13 protein-coding genes and 1 pseudogene are annotated in these 15,731 nt (G+C 69.1%); 8 read left to right on the forward strand and 6 right to left on the reverse strand.

The window, feature by feature from the left end; translation table 11 throughout:
• The first annotated feature begins 60 nt into the window (after positions 1-60).
• From AAG092_RS02785 to AAG092_RS02795, 3 genes are all read left to right on the forward strand, one after another.
• Positions 61-828, forward strand: a complete 768-nt coding sequence (locus AAG092_RS02785; RefSeq protein WP_110682406.1) for a class III extradiol ring-cleavage dioxygenase — start codon at positions 61-63, stop codon at positions 826-828.
• A 75-nt stretch (positions 829-903) separates the two neighbouring features.
• Positions 904-1,107: a hypothetical protein gene (locus AAG092_RS02790; protein ID WP_373388456.1), complete on the forward strand. Its 204-nt coding sequence runs from the start codon at positions 904-906 to the stop codon at positions 1,105-1,107.
• 105 nt (positions 1,108-1,212) lie between these two features.
• Positions 1,213-1,611 carry a hypothetical protein gene (locus AAG092_RS02795; protein ID WP_373388457.1) on the forward strand — a complete coding sequence of 133 codons (399 nt, stop codon included), beginning with the start codon at positions 1,213-1,215 and terminating at the stop codon, positions 1,609-1,611.
• On the opposite strand, the gene AAG092_RS02800 is transcribed toward AAG092_RS02795, so the two are convergent.
• The 6 genes and pseudogenes from AAG092_RS02800 to AAG092_RS02825 form a co-directional block, all read right to left on the reverse strand.
• Positions 1,608-2,495: an alpha/beta fold hydrolase gene (locus AAG092_RS02800; protein ID WP_373388458.1), complete on the reverse strand. Its 888-nt coding sequence runs from the start codon at positions 2,493-2,495 to the stop codon at positions 1,608-1,610. The genes AAG092_RS02795 and AAG092_RS02800 overlap by 4 nt on opposite strands.
• On the reverse strand, positions 2,492-2,920 hold the full coding sequence (locus AAG092_RS02805) for an acyl-CoA thioesterase (RefSeq protein WP_373388459.1): 429 nt from the start codon (positions 2,918-2,920) through the stop codon (positions 2,492-2,494). Before AAG092_RS02805 ends, AAG092_RS02800 begins: the two co-directional genes overlap by 4 nt.
• 86 nt (positions 2,921-3,006) lie before the next feature.
• Positions 3,007-5,799 carry an AAA family ATPase gene (locus tag AAG092_RS02810; protein WP_373388460.1) on the reverse strand — a complete coding sequence of 931 codons (2,793 nt, stop codon included), beginning with the start codon at positions 5,797-5,799 and terminating at the stop codon, positions 3,007-3,009.
• Between the two features lie 111 nt (positions 5,800-5,910).
• A pseudogene (locus AAG092_RS02815) lies at positions 5,911-7,642 on the reverse strand (DEAD/DEAH box helicase).
• A 313-nt stretch (positions 7,643-7,955) separates the two neighbouring features.
• Positions 7,956-8,711: a spermidine synthase gene (locus AAG092_RS02820; RefSeq protein ID WP_373388461.1), complete on the reverse strand. Its 756-nt coding sequence runs from the start codon at positions 8,709-8,711 to the stop codon at positions 7,956-7,958.
• Positions 8,708-9,676, reverse strand: coding sequence for an AraC family transcriptional regulator (locus AAG092_RS02825; protein ID WP_373388462.1), 969 nt, complete (start codon positions 9,674-9,676; stop codon positions 8,708-8,710). Before AAG092_RS02825 ends, AAG092_RS02820 begins: the two co-directional genes overlap by 4 nt.
• 147 nt (positions 9,677-9,823) lie before the next feature.
• Between AAG092_RS02825 and AAG092_RS02830 the strand changes: the two genes are divergently transcribed.
• Genes AAG092_RS02830 through AAG092_RS02850 form a run of 5 tightly spaced genes read left to right on the forward strand, consistent with a single transcriptional unit; the run spans position 9,824 to position 15,392 of the window.
• A complete protein-coding gene (locus AAG092_RS02830) occupies positions 9,824-11,167 on the forward strand; it encodes a flavin-containing monooxygenase (protein WP_373388463.1) in 1,344 nt (447 codons plus the stop codon).
• Position 11,168: 1 nt separating this feature from the next.
• Entirely contained in the window at positions 11,169-12,086 is a 918-nt protein-coding gene (locus AAG092_RS02835) for a bile acid:sodium symporter family protein (protein ID WP_373388464.1), read from the forward strand.
• The gene (locus AAG092_RS02840; protein WP_373388465.1) at positions 12,083-12,865 is read left to right on the forward strand and encodes an SDR family NAD(P)-dependent oxidoreductase; all 783 of its coding nucleotides are present in this window, start codon (positions 12,083-12,085) and stop codon (positions 12,863-12,865) included. Before AAG092_RS02835 ends, AAG092_RS02840 begins: the two co-directional genes overlap by 4 nt.
• Positions 12,865-13,605, forward strand: a complete 741-nt coding sequence (locus AAG092_RS02845) for a sulfite exporter TauE/SafE family protein (protein ID WP_373388466.1) — start codon at positions 12,865-12,867, stop codon at positions 13,603-13,605. Before AAG092_RS02840 ends, AAG092_RS02845 begins: the two co-directional genes overlap by 1 nt.
• Positions 13,602-15,392, forward strand: coding sequence for an amidohydrolase family protein (locus AAG092_RS02850; RefSeq protein ID WP_373388467.1), 1,791 nt, complete (start codon positions 13,602-13,604; stop codon positions 15,390-15,392). The genes AAG092_RS02845 and AAG092_RS02850 overlap by 4 nt, the downstream gene beginning before the upstream one ends.
• Positions 15,393-15,731 lie beyond the last annotated feature (339 nt).

The following is a 15,731-nucleotide window of genomic DNA, read 5'->3' on the forward strand; positions in this document are numbered from 1 at the left end:
ACCTGCGTTATTCATCGAAGCCGGGCCGTAGGACAATGGTGCCAGACAGAGGAGAACGCCATGCTGCCCAGCCTGTTCATTTCCCACGGTGCCCCCATGCTCGCCCTGGAGCCAGGTGCCAGCGGCCCCGCCCTGGCCGGCCTGGCCGCGGCGCTGCCACGCCCGCGCGCGGTGCTGGTGGTGTCCGCGCACTGGGAAAGCCATGGGCTGCTGGTCGGCAGCGCGCCCCAGCCGCGCACCTGGCACGACTTCGGCGGCTTCCCCGCCGCGCTGTATGCCGTGCAGTACCCCGCACCGGGTGCACCACAGCTGGCGCAGCAGGTTCGCCAGCTGCTGGTCGACGCCGGCCTGCCGGCCGAGCTGGACGAGCAGCGCCCGCGCGATCATGGCGCCTGGGTGCCGCTCATGCTGATGTACCCCGCCGCCGACATCCCGGTCGTGCAACTGTCCCTGCCCAGTCATGCCGGCCCTGCCCAGCAGGTTCGCATCGGCCAGGCACTGCGCGCTTTGCGCGAACAGGATGTGCTGCTGGTCGGCTCCGGCAGCATCACCCACAACCTGGGCGAGCTGGACTGGCGCGCCGGCCCCGAGGTGATCACGCCCTGGGCCGGCGAGTTCCGCGACTGGATGGTGACCAGGCTGCAGCAGGACGACCGCCCCGCCCTGCTCGACTATCGCCGCCAGGCCCCGCACGCCGTACGCAACCATCCCACGGACGAGCACCTGCTGCCGCTGTTCTTCGCCCTGGGAGCCGGCGAGCGTTTCGGGCTGGTCCACAGCGGCTTCACCTACGGCGCCCTGGGGATGGATGTCTACCGTTTCGACTGAACGGCAAGCCACTGAAATAAAAAGGAAATGGCCTTCGCCTAAGCTGCCGGCAATTTTCCAGCAAGGCCGTCAGACATGCGCGCGACACGCACCCTCCGCAAGACCCTCGACCTGGTCGCCAGCCACAACGAGGACGCCGCCCTGGCCGTGATGCGCGCCGCCGAGCGCACCGGCGACGAGGTCCTGCGCCAGCAGTTGCTCAACGTCATCCATCGCCTCAACCAGGATGCCTGCGAGCTGCGCAGCGTGCGCGAGCAGATGCAGCCCAAGCTCGCCTGAGCCACGTCGCGGCAGAGTCCGGCGCCCGCCCGAGCAGCGAAGCACTAGGTGAATGGAACGAAAAACCGTAGAGTAGCCGCAGTCCAAGGATCGGGAATCTTCGCCATGTTCGCCAAACTGCTGGTTACCGTCGGTATCGTCTTCTATGCCCTGGTGGTGCCGATCTTCGAGATCAACGCCAGCCACGTGTTCAACCCGCACTGGACACCACATGCCCGCCTGCACGAGGTCTGGCAGCTGGCCACCAACTGCGCCCTGGGCGCCTTCAGCCTGTGGCTGGTCTGGTTCAGGAGCGAGATTCGCCTGAGCAGCCTGATCACCCTGTTCGTCACCGGCGGCTTCCTCCTCGCCTACGCCCTGCGCGACTACTACGACGGCTCCATGGTGCTGTCCGACGGCTCGGAAAAGCTGATCCTCGGCATCAACCTGGGCCTGTTCGCCTACAGCCTGGCCATTGCCCTGGCGGCCCTCGCGGTGCTCATCGACAGGCGCCGGCAGGCTTAGCCGGCCCGGGCGGCGAGGAAGTCGGCGAAGAACAACTCGGCGCGGTTGCACAGAATCGACAGGTGCCCCTCCTCCGCAAAGAAGCGATAGCGCGCCTGTGACAGCTCGCGCGCCATGTGTTCGGCCAGGGCCGGCGGCACATTGCGATCCTGACCGCCCTGGTACAGGTACACCGGCATGTCGATCTCGGCCAATTCGAAGCCGCGTGCAGTGGCGACCAGGCGCACCTCCTGCTGAACCCCGGCAATGCCCGGGTGATAGGCCTCGGCCAGGCTTAGGGCGAACTGCTCGGCCAGCTCCGGGTGCTCGCCGATGAAACGCCGATCCGGCGGCGTCATCATCCCCGCCAGGCGCTGCACTGCCAGCAGCGGATCGCGCCGAAACAGACGTCGGTCGAGGCCGAGCAAAGGGGCGGTCAGTGCCGGATGCAGGCGGGCCAGGCCGAACAGCAGCCGGAGTGCCGGATGCTGGCCGCGGCGCAGCGCCGGGCTATCCATCGGCCCCATGCCCGCCACCAGCCCGACATAGCCGAGACGCTCGCGCAAGCGCAGCGCACAGGCCAGGGCATAGGGACCACCGCAGGAAATGCCGAGCACACCAAAGCGCACCAGGCCGAGGTGATCAGCCAGCTGCGCCACGTCTTCGCTCCAGGCCAGGACACTGCGCCGCGGGCTGGGGCTGGAACGGCCAACGCCGGGGCGATCGGCGGCGATCAGGCGCACGCCGAGCCGGCGCGCCGGTTCGTCCAGCAACCCGGCCTGCAGGCGGCAACCGGGCAGGCCGTGGAACACCAGCAATGGCGCCCCATCGACATGGCCATACTGCTGATAGCCCAGGGTGCGACCATCCTTGAGCTCAAGCAGGGCGAAAGACTCACGGCTCATTGCGCCTCCTCAAGGCCGAGCAGCGGTTCGGCCAGTTCGCGAACCCGCTTCGGCAGTGGCAGCGACTGCCGCAGGTGCGTGTCGATATGCACGCCGACCAGGGTGGAGACAGCGGCGAGTTGGCCATCAGGCTCGCGGCGCATCTCGTGGCGGAAGCGGATCGACTTGCCGCCCACCGCCAATACGCGGGTGTGCACGCTCAGGAGATCGCCGGCCAGCAGCTCGCTGCTGTACTGGATATGCTGATCCGCGGCGACCATGCCGCGGCCGCTGTCGCGCAGGGCCGCCGGTGTCAGCCCCAGCTGGGCGAACAGGGCCCAGGTGGCCTCGTCGAACTTGCCCGTGTACCAAATGACGTTCATGTGCCCCATGTGATCGCAATGCCAGGGGTAAACCACGCCGCGATAGGTCAGCAGTGCTTCCACTCGAATGCTCCTCAGTGCCCTGCCCGCCGGCGGCGGGCCTTGCGCTCAGTGTGAAACGCCGCCGACTGCGCGTCGTCAGCAAAGAGTCAGTTTTCGGTCAGAGCCAGGGCCTCGCGCAGCAGGGGCGCCGTGGCGCAGGGTGGCAAGGTGCGACAGAGTACGCGCAAGGCCTCGCGATCGGCTGGCAGGGCTTGCGGCAGGCGGCACAGGACCAGCAGCAGCCGCAGTTCGCTGCCGGGCGCCTGCTGGGCCCGTGCCTGTCCCAGGGCCTGGCGCAAGGCGTCCTGCGCGGCCCGCGGAGCGCCACGGGCGAGCTCAAGCCGAGCGCGCAACAGGCCGAGCTCCGGCAGCCTCGCCCGTTCGTCCAGGCGCACGGCCAGGGCCTCCGCCTCGGCCACCAGTGCCGTGGCCCCCTGCCAGTCGGCACCGGCGAGCAGGGCCTCGGCAGCGAAACCGAGCACCTGAACGTGCCCGGCGAGCATGCCCAGGCGTTGCAGAATGGCGCCGCCCTCACGGATGCGCGCATGGCCGCCGTGTGCGTCGCCAGCCTGCGCCATGGCCCAGCCCGAGAGGATGCGCGCCGCTCCGTCGGCCTGCGCCAGTCCGTGTCGGGCGTACAGCCGTGCCAGCCTGGCGGCGTGCACCTGCACGCCCTCGCGGCGGTCAAGCAACAGATCGAACATGCCGGCACAGCGGGTCGCCACCACCAGCGATAGCGGCTGCCCCAGCGCGCGGGCTCTGGCCAGGGCGGCCGCGCAGCAAGTCTCGGCCTGCGCGAACAAGCCCAGCGGCAGCAGGTGCAGGGCCAGATGAGCGTGCATGGTCACCTGCGGGTCGATGAAAAAGCGCTGGCTCGGCAGGCGCTCGCCGAGCCTCTCGCACAACTCGATGCCACGCTCCAGCAGCTGCCGACCGCGCTGGTGCTCGCCCAGCACCGCGCACAGCATGCCAGCCAGATTGCACGCCGCGATCTCCAGCGCCGGATCGTCCAGTTGCTGCGCCAGCCGCGCCACCCGCTCGACCAATGCACGGGCGAGAAAATATTCGCCACGGCCATAGCGCATCTGCGCCAGCCCGACCAGGCCCCAGCCAAGCTCGGCGGAGTCGGCCAGATCCGTGGCCAGCTCCTGGGCCCGCTGGTAGAACTCGCTGGCCTCGGCCGAGGCCATGCCATGCAGCCGGGCACTGGCGACGCCCCCCTTGAGCAGCAGATCCAGTTCCAGCTCGGCATCGCCAGCTTCAAGGCTCTCCAGCAGCGCCAGGCCATGACGCACGAACTGCAGGGCCTGCTGCGCGGCGAAGCGCTGCAGCGCCACGGCGGCAGCGCTCGCCAGCTGACGCAGCGCAGCCGGCAGGTCCTGCCCCTGTTCGAAATGCTCGGCCAGCTCGGCGGCCGGCACCGCCCCGCCACGCAGCAGCGCGGCCGCCACGGCACGGTGCAGGCTCACCCGCCGCATGCCAGCCAGGCGCTGATAGAACATCTGCCGATAGAGCGCGTGGCGGAAGGCGAAGCAACTTTCCAGCCCACCAGAGGCCAGAGCCACGGCGTCCTGCTCGACCAGCCAGGCCTGTCCCGTCGTCAGCGCCTGGCATGCCGCCTGGATCTGCGCCGGGTCGCGCCCCAGCACCTGCGCCAGGACAGCCACGGCAAACTCGCCGCCGCACACGCTGGCCACCTCCAGCAGTTCGAGCTGCTCAGCGGACAGGCGCCCGGCCTGACGCCGCAGCACCGCTTCCAGGCTTTCGGGCACCCGCCAGGCAGATTGCTGCGGCGCAGCGGCCAGCTCACTGGCCAGGCTCTCGACGAACAGCGGCAGGCCCCCGCTGCGCCGATGCAGCAGGCCCGGCAGATCGCCGCATGCCGCCAGCGCGGGGTGATGGCGGGCCAGATAGTCGCCGAGCTGCGCCTGGGAAAAAGGCTGCAGGGCGACCTCCTCGCTCAGGCCGCGCAGGTTGAGCTCGTGGCGCAGCCCATCGAGAGGATGCCCGCTGCCCGCCAGCTCGGCCGGACGCAGGCTGCACAGCAGCATGAGCTGGCGCAGGCCACGGCGCCGCGCCAGGTAGTCGAGCAGGCGCACGCTGGCCGAGTCGCACCAGTGCAGGTCCTCCAGCACCAGCAACAGCGGGCGTTGGCGACAATAGCGGGCAAGCAGCTCGCCCATTTCGCGCAGCATGCGCTCGGGGCTGGCACCGGCGCAGTCGCGGCGCAACGCTTCGGCCTCTCCCGCGGCACACAGCCAGGGCAGCTGCAGCAGCCACATGGGCGCCACCGTGCGTAGCAGGGCTGGCACCTGCTCGTCGCGTCGGCACAGCTCGCCCAGCAGCTCCAGCCAGGGCAGGTAGGGCTCGCCACTGCCGAACGGCTCGCTGCACTGCCCCTGTACCTGCAGCCCCTCGACACACTCGGCGGCGAAAGTCTCGATCAGCCGAGTCTTGCCGATGCCCGCCTCGCCCGTGATCCAGACCAGCCGCCGGCTCTCCGTGTAACCGCGCCAGGCCTGGCGCAGGCACTGCAATGCGGACTCGCGGGCGATCAGCGGCGACTCCGGCGGATTCGCCCCGGCCAGGCCGATGAAGCGGTAACCCAGACGCGCGGCGGTCTCGATGAAACTCGGCTGGCGCGGATCATCGCCCAGTGCCTGGCGCAGCGCACTGATGCAGCCCTTGAGCGCCGACTCGCTGACATGCCGATGGCCCCACACCGCATCCAGCAGCGCATCCTTGCTCAGCAACCGCCCCGGCTGGCGGGCCAGCGCGCAGAGCAGCGCCAGAGCCCTCGGCTGCAGGGGCACGGGCCGGCCGTCGCGGCTCAGGCGCGCGTCTGCCTCGTCCAGCTCGAAGCCGGCAAAGCGCAAGGTCAGAGGCTTGTCCGCGGACATGATTCCACTCGGTTCTGTCGACCCGGAAAATACTGTTGGCGCCCTGGCGGGCTGTCAACGCGACATAAAAAAGCCCCGCATAAGCGGGGCTTCTTACTCGCGCGGACGCTATCAGTCCTCGCGATAGCGACGCAGCTTCAGGGCCTTGCCGGCGACGCGGGTGTCCTTGAGCTTGCCGAGCAGGCGCTCCAGGCCGTCTTCCGGCAGCTCGACCAGGCTGAAGGTCTCGCGGATCTGGATGCGGCCGATGGCGTCGCGCTGCAGGCCGCCCTCGTTGAGGATGGCGCCCAGCAGGTTCTTTGCGGCGATGCCGTCGCGGGTACCCAGGGCGGTGCGGCAGCGCACCTTGCCTTCGCTCGGCGCGGCCATCGGGCGGCGCTGGAAGTCGCCACGCTCGCCACTGCGCTCGCCACGCTCCGGACGGTCGCCGTCACGCTCGCGACGCTCGCGCGGGGCACCGACGCCCGGCACCAGCGGCTGCTCGCGCTCGACGCTGGCCAGGTCCAGGGCCTGGCCCTTGGTGGCCAGCTTGAGCAGGGCCGCGGCCAGGGCACGCGGGCTGCAGCCGATGTCGCCGACCAGGCGGTCGAGCAGCTCGCCGTGGCTGGCCTCGGCGCCCTCGGTCAGCGGCGCCAGGTTGGCGGTGAGCTTCTTGATGCGGGCGTCCAGCACCTGCTGCGGGTTGGGCAGCTTGACCTCGCCGACCTTCTGCCCGGTGACGCGCTCGATCACCTGCAGCATGCGCCGCTCGCGCGGAGTCACCAGCAGCAGGGCACGGCCTTCGCGGCCGGCACGGCCGGTACGGCCGATGCGGTGCACGTAGGATTCCGGGTCATAGGGCATGTCGACGTTGAGCACATGGGTGATGCGCGGCACATCGATGCCACGGGCGGCCACGTCGGTGGCGACCACGATATCCAGGCGACCGTCCTTGAGCGACTCGATCACCCGCTCACGCTGGTTCTGGGCGATGTCGCCGTTCAGCGCGGCGGCCTTGTAGCCCTTGGCTTCCAGCGCGGCGGCCAGGTCCAGGGTGGCCTGTTTGGTGCGCACGAAGGCGATCAGCGCGTCGAAATCCTCGACTTCCAGCAGGCGGGTCACGGCGTTGATCTTCTGATCGGCATGGATCATCAGATGGGCCTGCTCGATGCGCGAGACGGTCTGGGTCTTGGCCGCGATCTTGACGTGCTGCGGCTCGCGCAGGTACTTCTCGGCGATGGCGCGGATCGAGTGCGGCAGGGTGGCGGAGAACAGCACGCTCTGGCGGCTTTCCGGCATGGCCTGGAAGATCACTTCCAGGTCGTCCATGAAGCCGAGCTTGAGCATCTCGTCGGCCTCGTCCAGCACCATGTGGCGGATGGTCGACAGCAGCTGGTCGTTGCGGCTCAGGTGGTCGACCAGGCGCCCCGGGGTGGCGACGATGATCTGCGCGCCCATGCGCAGGGACTTGAGCTGCGGGCCCATGGGCGCGCCGCCGTAGACGGCCACCACGGACACGCCGGGCAGCTGCTTGGAGTAGGTTTCGAAGGCGGTGGCCACCTGCAGGGCCAGCTCGCGGGTCGGCGCCAGGATCAGCGCCTGCGGCTCGCGCTTGGCCGGGTCGATCTTGGACAGGATCGGCAGGGCGAAGGCGGCGGTCTTGCCGGTACCGGTCTGGGCCTGGCCGATCATGTCGTGGCCGGCCAGGATCACCGGGATCGACTGGGATTGGATGGGGGACGGCTCTTCGTAACCCACCGCGGTGATGGCGGCGAGAATGGAGGGATGAAGGCCTAGCTCGGCAAAGGTGCCGGTTACTTCCTGAGTCATGGGTCTGCCTCTAAGTGCATCCGCAAAGACCCAGGAACAAAGGCTGCGCGCGCCGTGAAGGACCTTTTGGGTCACCCTGGCAGCCGATCGACGGGTGTTTGCGAAAACGCGATGGATGAAACGTCAAGGGTAGTTCGCCAGGGCGAACCAGCAGCGAAGCACAGCTTCGTGGAGTATTGACGAGGCCAGTTTTGGCCGGGCGCGAATCATACAGGAAAAGTCTTCCCGTTGGGCAGGTTTTTGCATATGGCGGCCGAACGGTAGAACGAAGGCCGCCCCTCGCCCGGGGAGAAACGGGCGCGGCACTGCGCACGGAGAGTGGCGCGAATGAGCTCCGGGCCGGCCGCTCAGCTGGCCGGGCGCAGCACGTCCAGCAGCGGCTGCAGCGAGTAGCCCAGGCGCGGCGCCAGGGCCTCGGCGCGCGCGGTCACGGCAGCCAGGTCGAGCTGCTGGTCAAGGTCGGCCGGCACCAGCAGGATGACGTTGCCCTCCTTCACCGGAATCTCCCAGTAATGGCGGTGGAACAGGCCGCGCAGCAGGGCGGCACCGAGCGGCTTGCCCTCGTCGTTGCCCCACTGGTTGATCACCAGCCAGCCGCCGGGGCTGAGGCGCTTCTGGCAGTTCTCCAGGAATTTCCAGGCCAGGTGCCCGGGCGCGGGACCGGTATCGGTGTAGAGGTCGACGAACAGCAGGTCGGTGGGCTCGGCGCTGTCCAGCAGCTCCAGGGCGTCGCCGACGCGTACGTAGAGGCGCGGATCATCGGCCAGCCCCAGATACTGCATGGCCAGGCGCGGCACGTCCGGACGCAGCTCGATGGCCTCCACGTCCTCCAGGTCGAGGAACTTCAGGCAGGCCTGGGTCAGGGTGCCACCGCCGAGGCCGAGGAACAGGGCGTTCTCCGGCGCCTCGTGGCACAGCGCGCCGAGCAGCATGGCGCGGGTGTAGTCGTACTCCAGCCAGGCCGGGTCGCGGGTATAGGTGCAGCTCTGTTCGATGGCCTCGCCGAACTCGAGGAAGCGGTAGTCGCCGACCTCCAGCACGCGGATCACGCCCCAGGCGTCGCGCACCTCCTCCAGGAGGACTTCCTCGTGTTGCAGATTCATCCTTCAACCCCCTGGCGGTACTGCCCCGGCGTCAGCCCGCTCCAGCGGCGGAAGGCCTTGGCGAAGGCGCTCTCGTCGGAGAAGCCGAGCCGCTCGGCCACTTCGGCCAGGCGCGGCTCCTCGCGCAGCAGCTGCTCGGCCATGCGATGCAGCACCTGCTCGCGCAGCAGCTTGAAGCTGGTGCCCTCCTCGGCCAGCTTGCGGTTCAGATGGCGGCCGCTCAGCTCCAGCTGTTCGGCGATGCGTTCCTTGCCCCAGCGTGGCTGGGTCCGCAGCAGCTGCTGCACGCGCACCGCCAGGCTGTGGCTGCCGAGGCGCTCAAGCTGGGCGTCGGCCAGGGCGCGCAAGTGCTCGCGCATCGGCGCATTGGCCTGGATCAGCGGTACCTGCAGGTCCTCGGCGGCGAAGCGCAGGGCGTACTCGGCGGCGGCGAAACGCAGCGGGCAGACCAGCAGCTCGACGTAGCGCGCCTCGGCCTCGCGCGCGGCATGGGCGAAGTGCAGCTCACGCGGGCCGACGCGCTCGCCGGTGATCCAGCGGGTCATGTGCACCAGGCTGGCCAGCACCGCCTCGGCGCGCTCTTCGCGGCGTACCCTGTACAGCGGCCGATAGATCAGGCACACCCCGCCCGCCTCCGCCTGCAGGCTGAACTCGCCGCCCTCGCCGACGATCGGGTAGTAGTCCAGCAGGGCCTCCAGGGCCTCGCCGACGGTCTCGCAGCTCATCAGCAGGGCACCGACCATGTCCAGGTGCCCCACCTGCAGGGCATTGCCCAGGCGCAGGCCGATCAGCGCATCGCCGGCGGCGGCGCAGAAGGCCTCCCACAGGGCGTCCTGGCGGGCCAGGGCGATGCGCCCCTCGCCGCCCAGCGCGCGCAGCTCGGCGGGCAGCGGCAGGGCCAGGCGCTCGGCGGCCTGGAGGATGGCCTGGGTGTAGTGAACGGTGACGGAGGGCGTGCTGCTCATGGGGTCCCGAATTAACCGGAAAAGGTCCTGATTGAGCCGTTACGGCGTAGGGGCGACTGCCTATGCTGGGCTCGAATAACGAGGCTGAGCGTGACAGGTGCGCGTTGTACCACGCCTGAGCAGCGCAGCCCATAGAGAGAGCCTTGCATGCATGCCATCATCGGAGCCGGTCCCATGGGGCTGGCCGCTGCCCGTCAGTTGCAGCGCCATGGTATCCCCTTCGTCGGCTTCGAGCTGCATTCGGACGTCGGCGGCCTGTGGGACATAAGCAACCCGCACAGCACCCTGTACGAATCGGCGCACCTGATCTCGTCCAAGGGCATGACCCAGTTCGACGAGTTCCCCATGGCGGACGAGGTACCGCCCTACCCGCACCATCGCCAGATCGGCCAGTACTTTCGCGACTACGCCGAACGCTTCGGCCTGCGCCAGCACTACCAGTTCAGCACTCGCGTGCTGCGCGTCGAGCGGCAGGAGCAGGGCTGGCGCCTGCTCAGCGAGTGCGCCGGGCAGCAGCGCGAATGGCACTTCGATGGCGTGCTGATCGCCAACGGCACCCTGCACCAGCCCAACCAGCCGACCCTGCCCGGTACCTTCACCGGCGAGCTGCTGCACTCCAGCGCGTATAAAAACGCCGAGATCTTCGCTGGCAAGAGCGTGCTGGTAATCGGCTGCGGCAACTCGGCCTGCGACATCGCGGTGGATGCCGTGCACCGCGCGCAATCGGTCGACCTATCGGTGCGCCGCGGCTACCACTTCCTGCCCAAGTTCATTCTCGGCAAGCCCACCGACACCTTTGGCGGCGCGATCAAGCTGCCGCGCCGGCTCAAGCAGCTGATCGACGGCCTGCTGGTGCGCGCCCTGCTCGGCAAGCCCTCGCAGTACGGCCTGCCCGATCCGGACTACCGCCTGTACGAGTCGCACCCGGTGATGAACTCGCTGGTGCTGCACCATATCGGCCATGGCGATATCCAGCCGCGTGGCGACATTAAAGCGGTAGACGGCAGGCAGGTGACCTTTGCCAATGGCGAGCGTGGCGAATACGACCTGATCCTGCAGGCCACCGGATACAAACTGGATTACCCCTTCATCGACCGCGCCGAGCTGAACTGGCCGTCGGAGGCCGACGCCCCGCAGCTCTACCTCAACGTGTTCCACCCGCAGCACGACAACCTGTTCATGCTCGGCATGATCGAAGCCTCGGGCCTGGGCTGGCAGGGCCGCGCCGAGCAGGCCGAGCTGGTGGCCCTGGCGATCCGCCAGCAGCTGGATGGCCGTGAGTCGGCCAGGCGCCTGCGCCAGACCGCCGCGCAGCGCGCCGGCCAACGCCTGGACGGCGGCTACGCCTACCTCAAGTTGCCGCGCATGGCCTACTACGTGCACAAGAACAGCTACCGCGCGGCGATCAAGCGGCACATCGCCGAGCTGCGCCGCGACCTCGCCGCGCAGGTCGGCCCGGAGGCCGGCGCACCGCTGGCGCGGGAGGTGTGAAATGGATGCCGTACAGATCCAGTTCGACCCGTCCAGCCTGCTGCTGATCAACCTCATCCTGGCGCTGATGATGTTCGGCGTGTCCCTCGACCTGCGCGCCGAGGACTTCCGCCGCATCGTCCGCGAACCCAGGGCACCGATGATCGGCCTGCTCGCTCAGTTCCTCCTGCTGCCGGCCCTCACCTGCCTGGCCTGCTGGGTGCTACGCATCGACCCGCAACTGGCCCTGGGCATGCAGCTGGTGGCCGCCTGCCCGGGTGGCAGCTTCTCCAACATCATGACCTGGATGGCGCGCGGCAACGTCGCCGTGTCGGTGAGCATGACCGCCGTCTCCAGCCTCGCCGCCGGGGTACTGACACCACTCAACTTCGCGCTCTATTCCTGGCTCAACCCATACACCCGGCCCCTGCTCACCGATATCGCCCTCGACCCGCTCGGCCTGCTGCTGATGGTGCTGCTGGTGCTCGGCCTGCCGCTGGTGCTGGGCATGTTCATCGGCAGACGCTTCCCGCTGCTGACCCTCAAGGTGGAAAAGCCGCTGCGCATCTTCGCCCTGCTGGTGATGCTGGCCTTCGTCGGCCTGGCCTTCGGCCGTAACTGGCAGCAGTTCCTGCAGCACTTCCACCTGTTCTTCTGGCTGGTAGTGGCGCACAACGCCATGGCCCTGCTGATCGGCTACGGCAGCGCACGCCTGTCCCGGCTGCCCGAGGCCGACCGCCGCGCCATCACCCTGGAGGTCGGCATCCAGAACTCGGCGCTGGGCTTGGTGATCATCTTCACCTTCTTCCCGCAGGCCAGCGGCATGCTGCTGATCGCCGCCTTCTGGGGCTGCTGGCATCTGGTCTCCGGGCTGAGCCTGGCCTGGTTCTGGTCGCGTAGCGCGCCAGATGCCCTAGCTGCCCGGGAGGCCACGCCATGAGCACGGTGCTGATCACCGGCGCCGCCAGCGGCCTCGGCTGGGCGCTGGCCAAGGCCTGCCACGCCCGTGGCGATGACCTGCTGCTCACCGATATCGACGCCGCCGGCCTGGCCGCGCGGGTCGCCGAACTGGGCAGCACGCGGGTGCAGGCGCTGGCCGGCGACATCACCGAGCCGGCCCTGCACGGCCAGCTGGTCGAGGCCTGCCGCACGGCCTTCGGCCGTCTGGATGTGCTGATCAACAACGCCGGCATCACCCACCGCTCGCCAACCCTACGCACCGACCCCGGCGTGTTCCGCAAGGTCATGGCGGTGGACTACCACGCACCGCTGGAGCTGACCCTGGCCGCCGCCGGCCTGCTGCGCGAGAGCCGTGGCCAGGTCGCCGCCATCGGCTCGATGGCCGGCTGGATGCCGGTGCTCGGCCGCGCCGGCTACTGCGCGGCGAAGAGCGCGCTGGGCCAGGCCTTCGAAGTCCTGCGCGCAGAGCTCGCGCGGGACGGCATCGGCCTGCTGATGGTCTACCCGAGCTTCCTCGACACTCCCATCGACCGCAACGCCCTGGGCGCCGACGGCAAGCCGGCCGGCCACGCGCGCTCGACCATAGGCCGGATTCGCGACGCCGACTGGATGGCCGGGGAAATCCTCAAGGGCCTGGAGCAGCGCCGCGAGCGTCTGTTCCCCGACCGCGGCAGCTGGCTGGCCAGCCTGCTCTGGCGCCTGGCGCCGGCGCTCTATTACCGGCAGATGAGCCGGCGCTTCGCCGCGGAGATGGGCTGATGGCCTTCGCTCCCTACGCCCTCGGCGCCTTCATCCTGCTGGCCTACACCCTGGAGGCCATCACCGGTTTCGGCAGCATCGTCATCGCCCTGTCGCTCGGCGCCCTGCTGCTGCCCATCGACCAGCTGCTGCCGGTGCTGGTGCCACTGAACATCGGCATGACCGGCTACCTGGTCAGCCGCCACTGGCGCCTGATCGACCGCCGCCTGCTGCTCGGCACCATCCTGCCCGGCATGCTCGCCGGCACCCTGCTCGGCTACTGGCTGCTGCCGCACCTGGACACCCAGGTGCTCAAGGCCGGCTTTGGCGCGCTGATCCTGTGGTTCGCCGGGCGCGAGCTGTGGCGCCTGCGCCATGCCCAGGCGCTGCCGGTGCGCCCGGCCTGGCTGACGCGCCTGATCACCCTAGGCGCCGGCCTCAGCCACGGCCTGTTCGCCTCGGGCGGGCCGCTGCTGGTCTACGGCCTGGCCGGCACGGCGCTGGACAAGGCACGCCTGCGCGCCACCCTGGTCAGCGTCTGGTTCAGCCTCAATAGCCTGCTGACCGTCGCCTTCCTGCTCGACGGCCGCCTGCTGCCGGCCCTGCCGCAGGTGGCGAGCTACGCGCCGCTGCTGCTGCTCGGCGTGTGGCTGGGCGAGCGCCTGCACCGGCGCTTCGACGAGCGTCACTTCCGCATCGCCATCTACTGCCTGCTGCTGCTCACCGGCACCCTGCTGCTGGCTCCCTGGAGACTCCTATGAGCTACGACATCATCATCAAGAACGGCCTGTACTTCGACGGCAGCGGCGCGCCCGGCGCGGTGCGGCATGTCGGCATCCGCGACGGCCGCATCGACGTACTCAGCCTCAGCCCGCTGGACGAGAGCGGCTGCGGGCAGGTGATCGACGCCGGCGGCAAGTGGGTGACCCCGGGCTTCCTGGAAATCCACTCGCACTACGATGCCGAGGTGATCGCCGCGCCGGCGCTGAAGGAGTCGGTGCGCCACGGCGTCACCAGCGTGACCATCGGCTCCTGCTCGATAAGCATGGTGTTGGCCGAGCCGGAGGACTGCTCGGACCTGTTCACCCGCGTCGAGGCGGTGCCGCGCGAGTACGTGCTGCCGATCCTCCAGGAGAAGAAGAGCTGGCGCGACGCCGCCGGCTACCGCGCCTTCTACGAGCAGCTGCCGCTGGGGCCGAACGTCAACTCCTTCCTCGGCCACTCCGAGCTGCGCGTGGCGGTGATGGGCCTGGAGCGCGCCACCCAGAAGATCACGCCGAGCGAAGCCGAGCTGCAGCGCATGGAACAGTTGCTGGAAGAGGCGCTGGACGCCGGCTGCATCGGCCTGTCGGTGATGACCACGCGTCTGGACAAGATGGACGGCGACCGCGCCTGGTCCAGCCCGCTGCCCTCGACCTTCGCCAGCTGGAAGGAATTCTCGCGCCTGTTCGCCATTCTCCGCCGCCGTGGCGCGGTGCTGCAGGGCGCGCCGAACGCGGTAACCAAGGTCAACGTGTTCGCCTTCCTCTGGCAGGCCCACGGCTGGTTCAGGAAGCCGCTCAAATGCACCATGCTCACCGCGCTGGACCTCAAGTCGCAGCCGCTGTTGCACCGCTTCACCCGCCTCTCCGGCTGGCTGGCGAACAAGGTGCTGCGCGGCCACTTCCGTTGGCAGACCCTGCCGGCGCCCTTCACCCTGCGCCTGGAAGGGCTCAACGTGAACGCCTTCGAAGAGTTCGGCGCCGGCGAGATCCTGCGCAACATCAAGGACCCAGACGAGCTCTACGCCAAGGTCAAGGAACCGGAGTTCCGCGCCCTGTTCAAGAAGCAGGTCAAGGCCATCCTCACCAAGGGCCTGTGGCACCGCGACTTCTCCGACTGCTGGGTGACCGAGTGCCCGGACGCGGCCCTGGTCGGCAAGAATTTCAAGCAACTGGGCGAGGCCCGTGGCCTGGACGCGGTGGACGCCTACTTCGAGCTGGCCTGCCAGTATCGTGAAGAACTGAAGTGGACCACCTGTTACGGTAACGACCGCGAGCCGATCATGCGCAAGCTGCTGGCCAGCCCCTGGACCCACCCCGGCTTCGCCGACTCCGGCGCGCACCTGCGCTCCATCGCCCAGTACAACTTCCCGCTGCGCTTCCTCAAGTACGTGCGTGATGCGCAGCTGGCCGGCGCGCCCTTCATGGAGCTGGGCCAGGCGGTGCGCCGCTGCAGCGGCGAGCTGGCCGACTTCATCGGCGTGGACGCCGGCTATATCCGCGTCGGCGACCGCGCCGACCTGGTGATCGTCAACCCCGAGGGCCTGACCGCGGAGCTGGATGCCATCGCCGAGGCGCCAATGGAAGTGCTCGGCCTGGTGCGGGTGGTCAAGCGCAACGACGCGGCGGTCGAACTGACCCTGATCAACGGCCACATCGCCTACCAGCGCGGCCAGGAATACCCGGACGACCTCGGCAAGGCGCAGCGCTACGGCCGCTTCCTGCCGGCCCGCGACGTGCTGCCGCGCTCGGCACCCGCAGGCGCGCTGCAGCCCGCCAGCGCCTGATCTAGCCCGGATGCAATCCGGGAATGGAGTGGCCTGCTTCCCGGATTGCATCCGGGCTACAACGCGTTGATCCGGGCCGCGGAGCCGACAGCCAACCACGAACCATCCCCTCTCCCGCTCGCGGGAGAGGGCTAGGGAGAGGGTCAAGCCCTCATCATTCACCAGGTGCCGCCAAGAGCACCGTCTCCCGGAACGCTGCCCAGCGCACCGGTTCAGCACCCGCTCGCGGCCGCCCCGCCGGCAGCCGAGTATTCGCCGTCAGGCCGACCGCAGCGGATGCCCCTTCCTGTCGATTCAGCCACTCTATCACGCTTATCGGCTGACCAGCCCCACTGCGCG

The organism is Pseudomonas alcaligenes (genome assembly GCF_041729615.1).
GTDB classification, from domain to species: domain Bacteria; phylum Pseudomonadota; class Gammaproteobacteria; order Pseudomonadales; family Pseudomonadaceae; genus Aquipseudomonas; species Aquipseudomonas alcaligenes_B.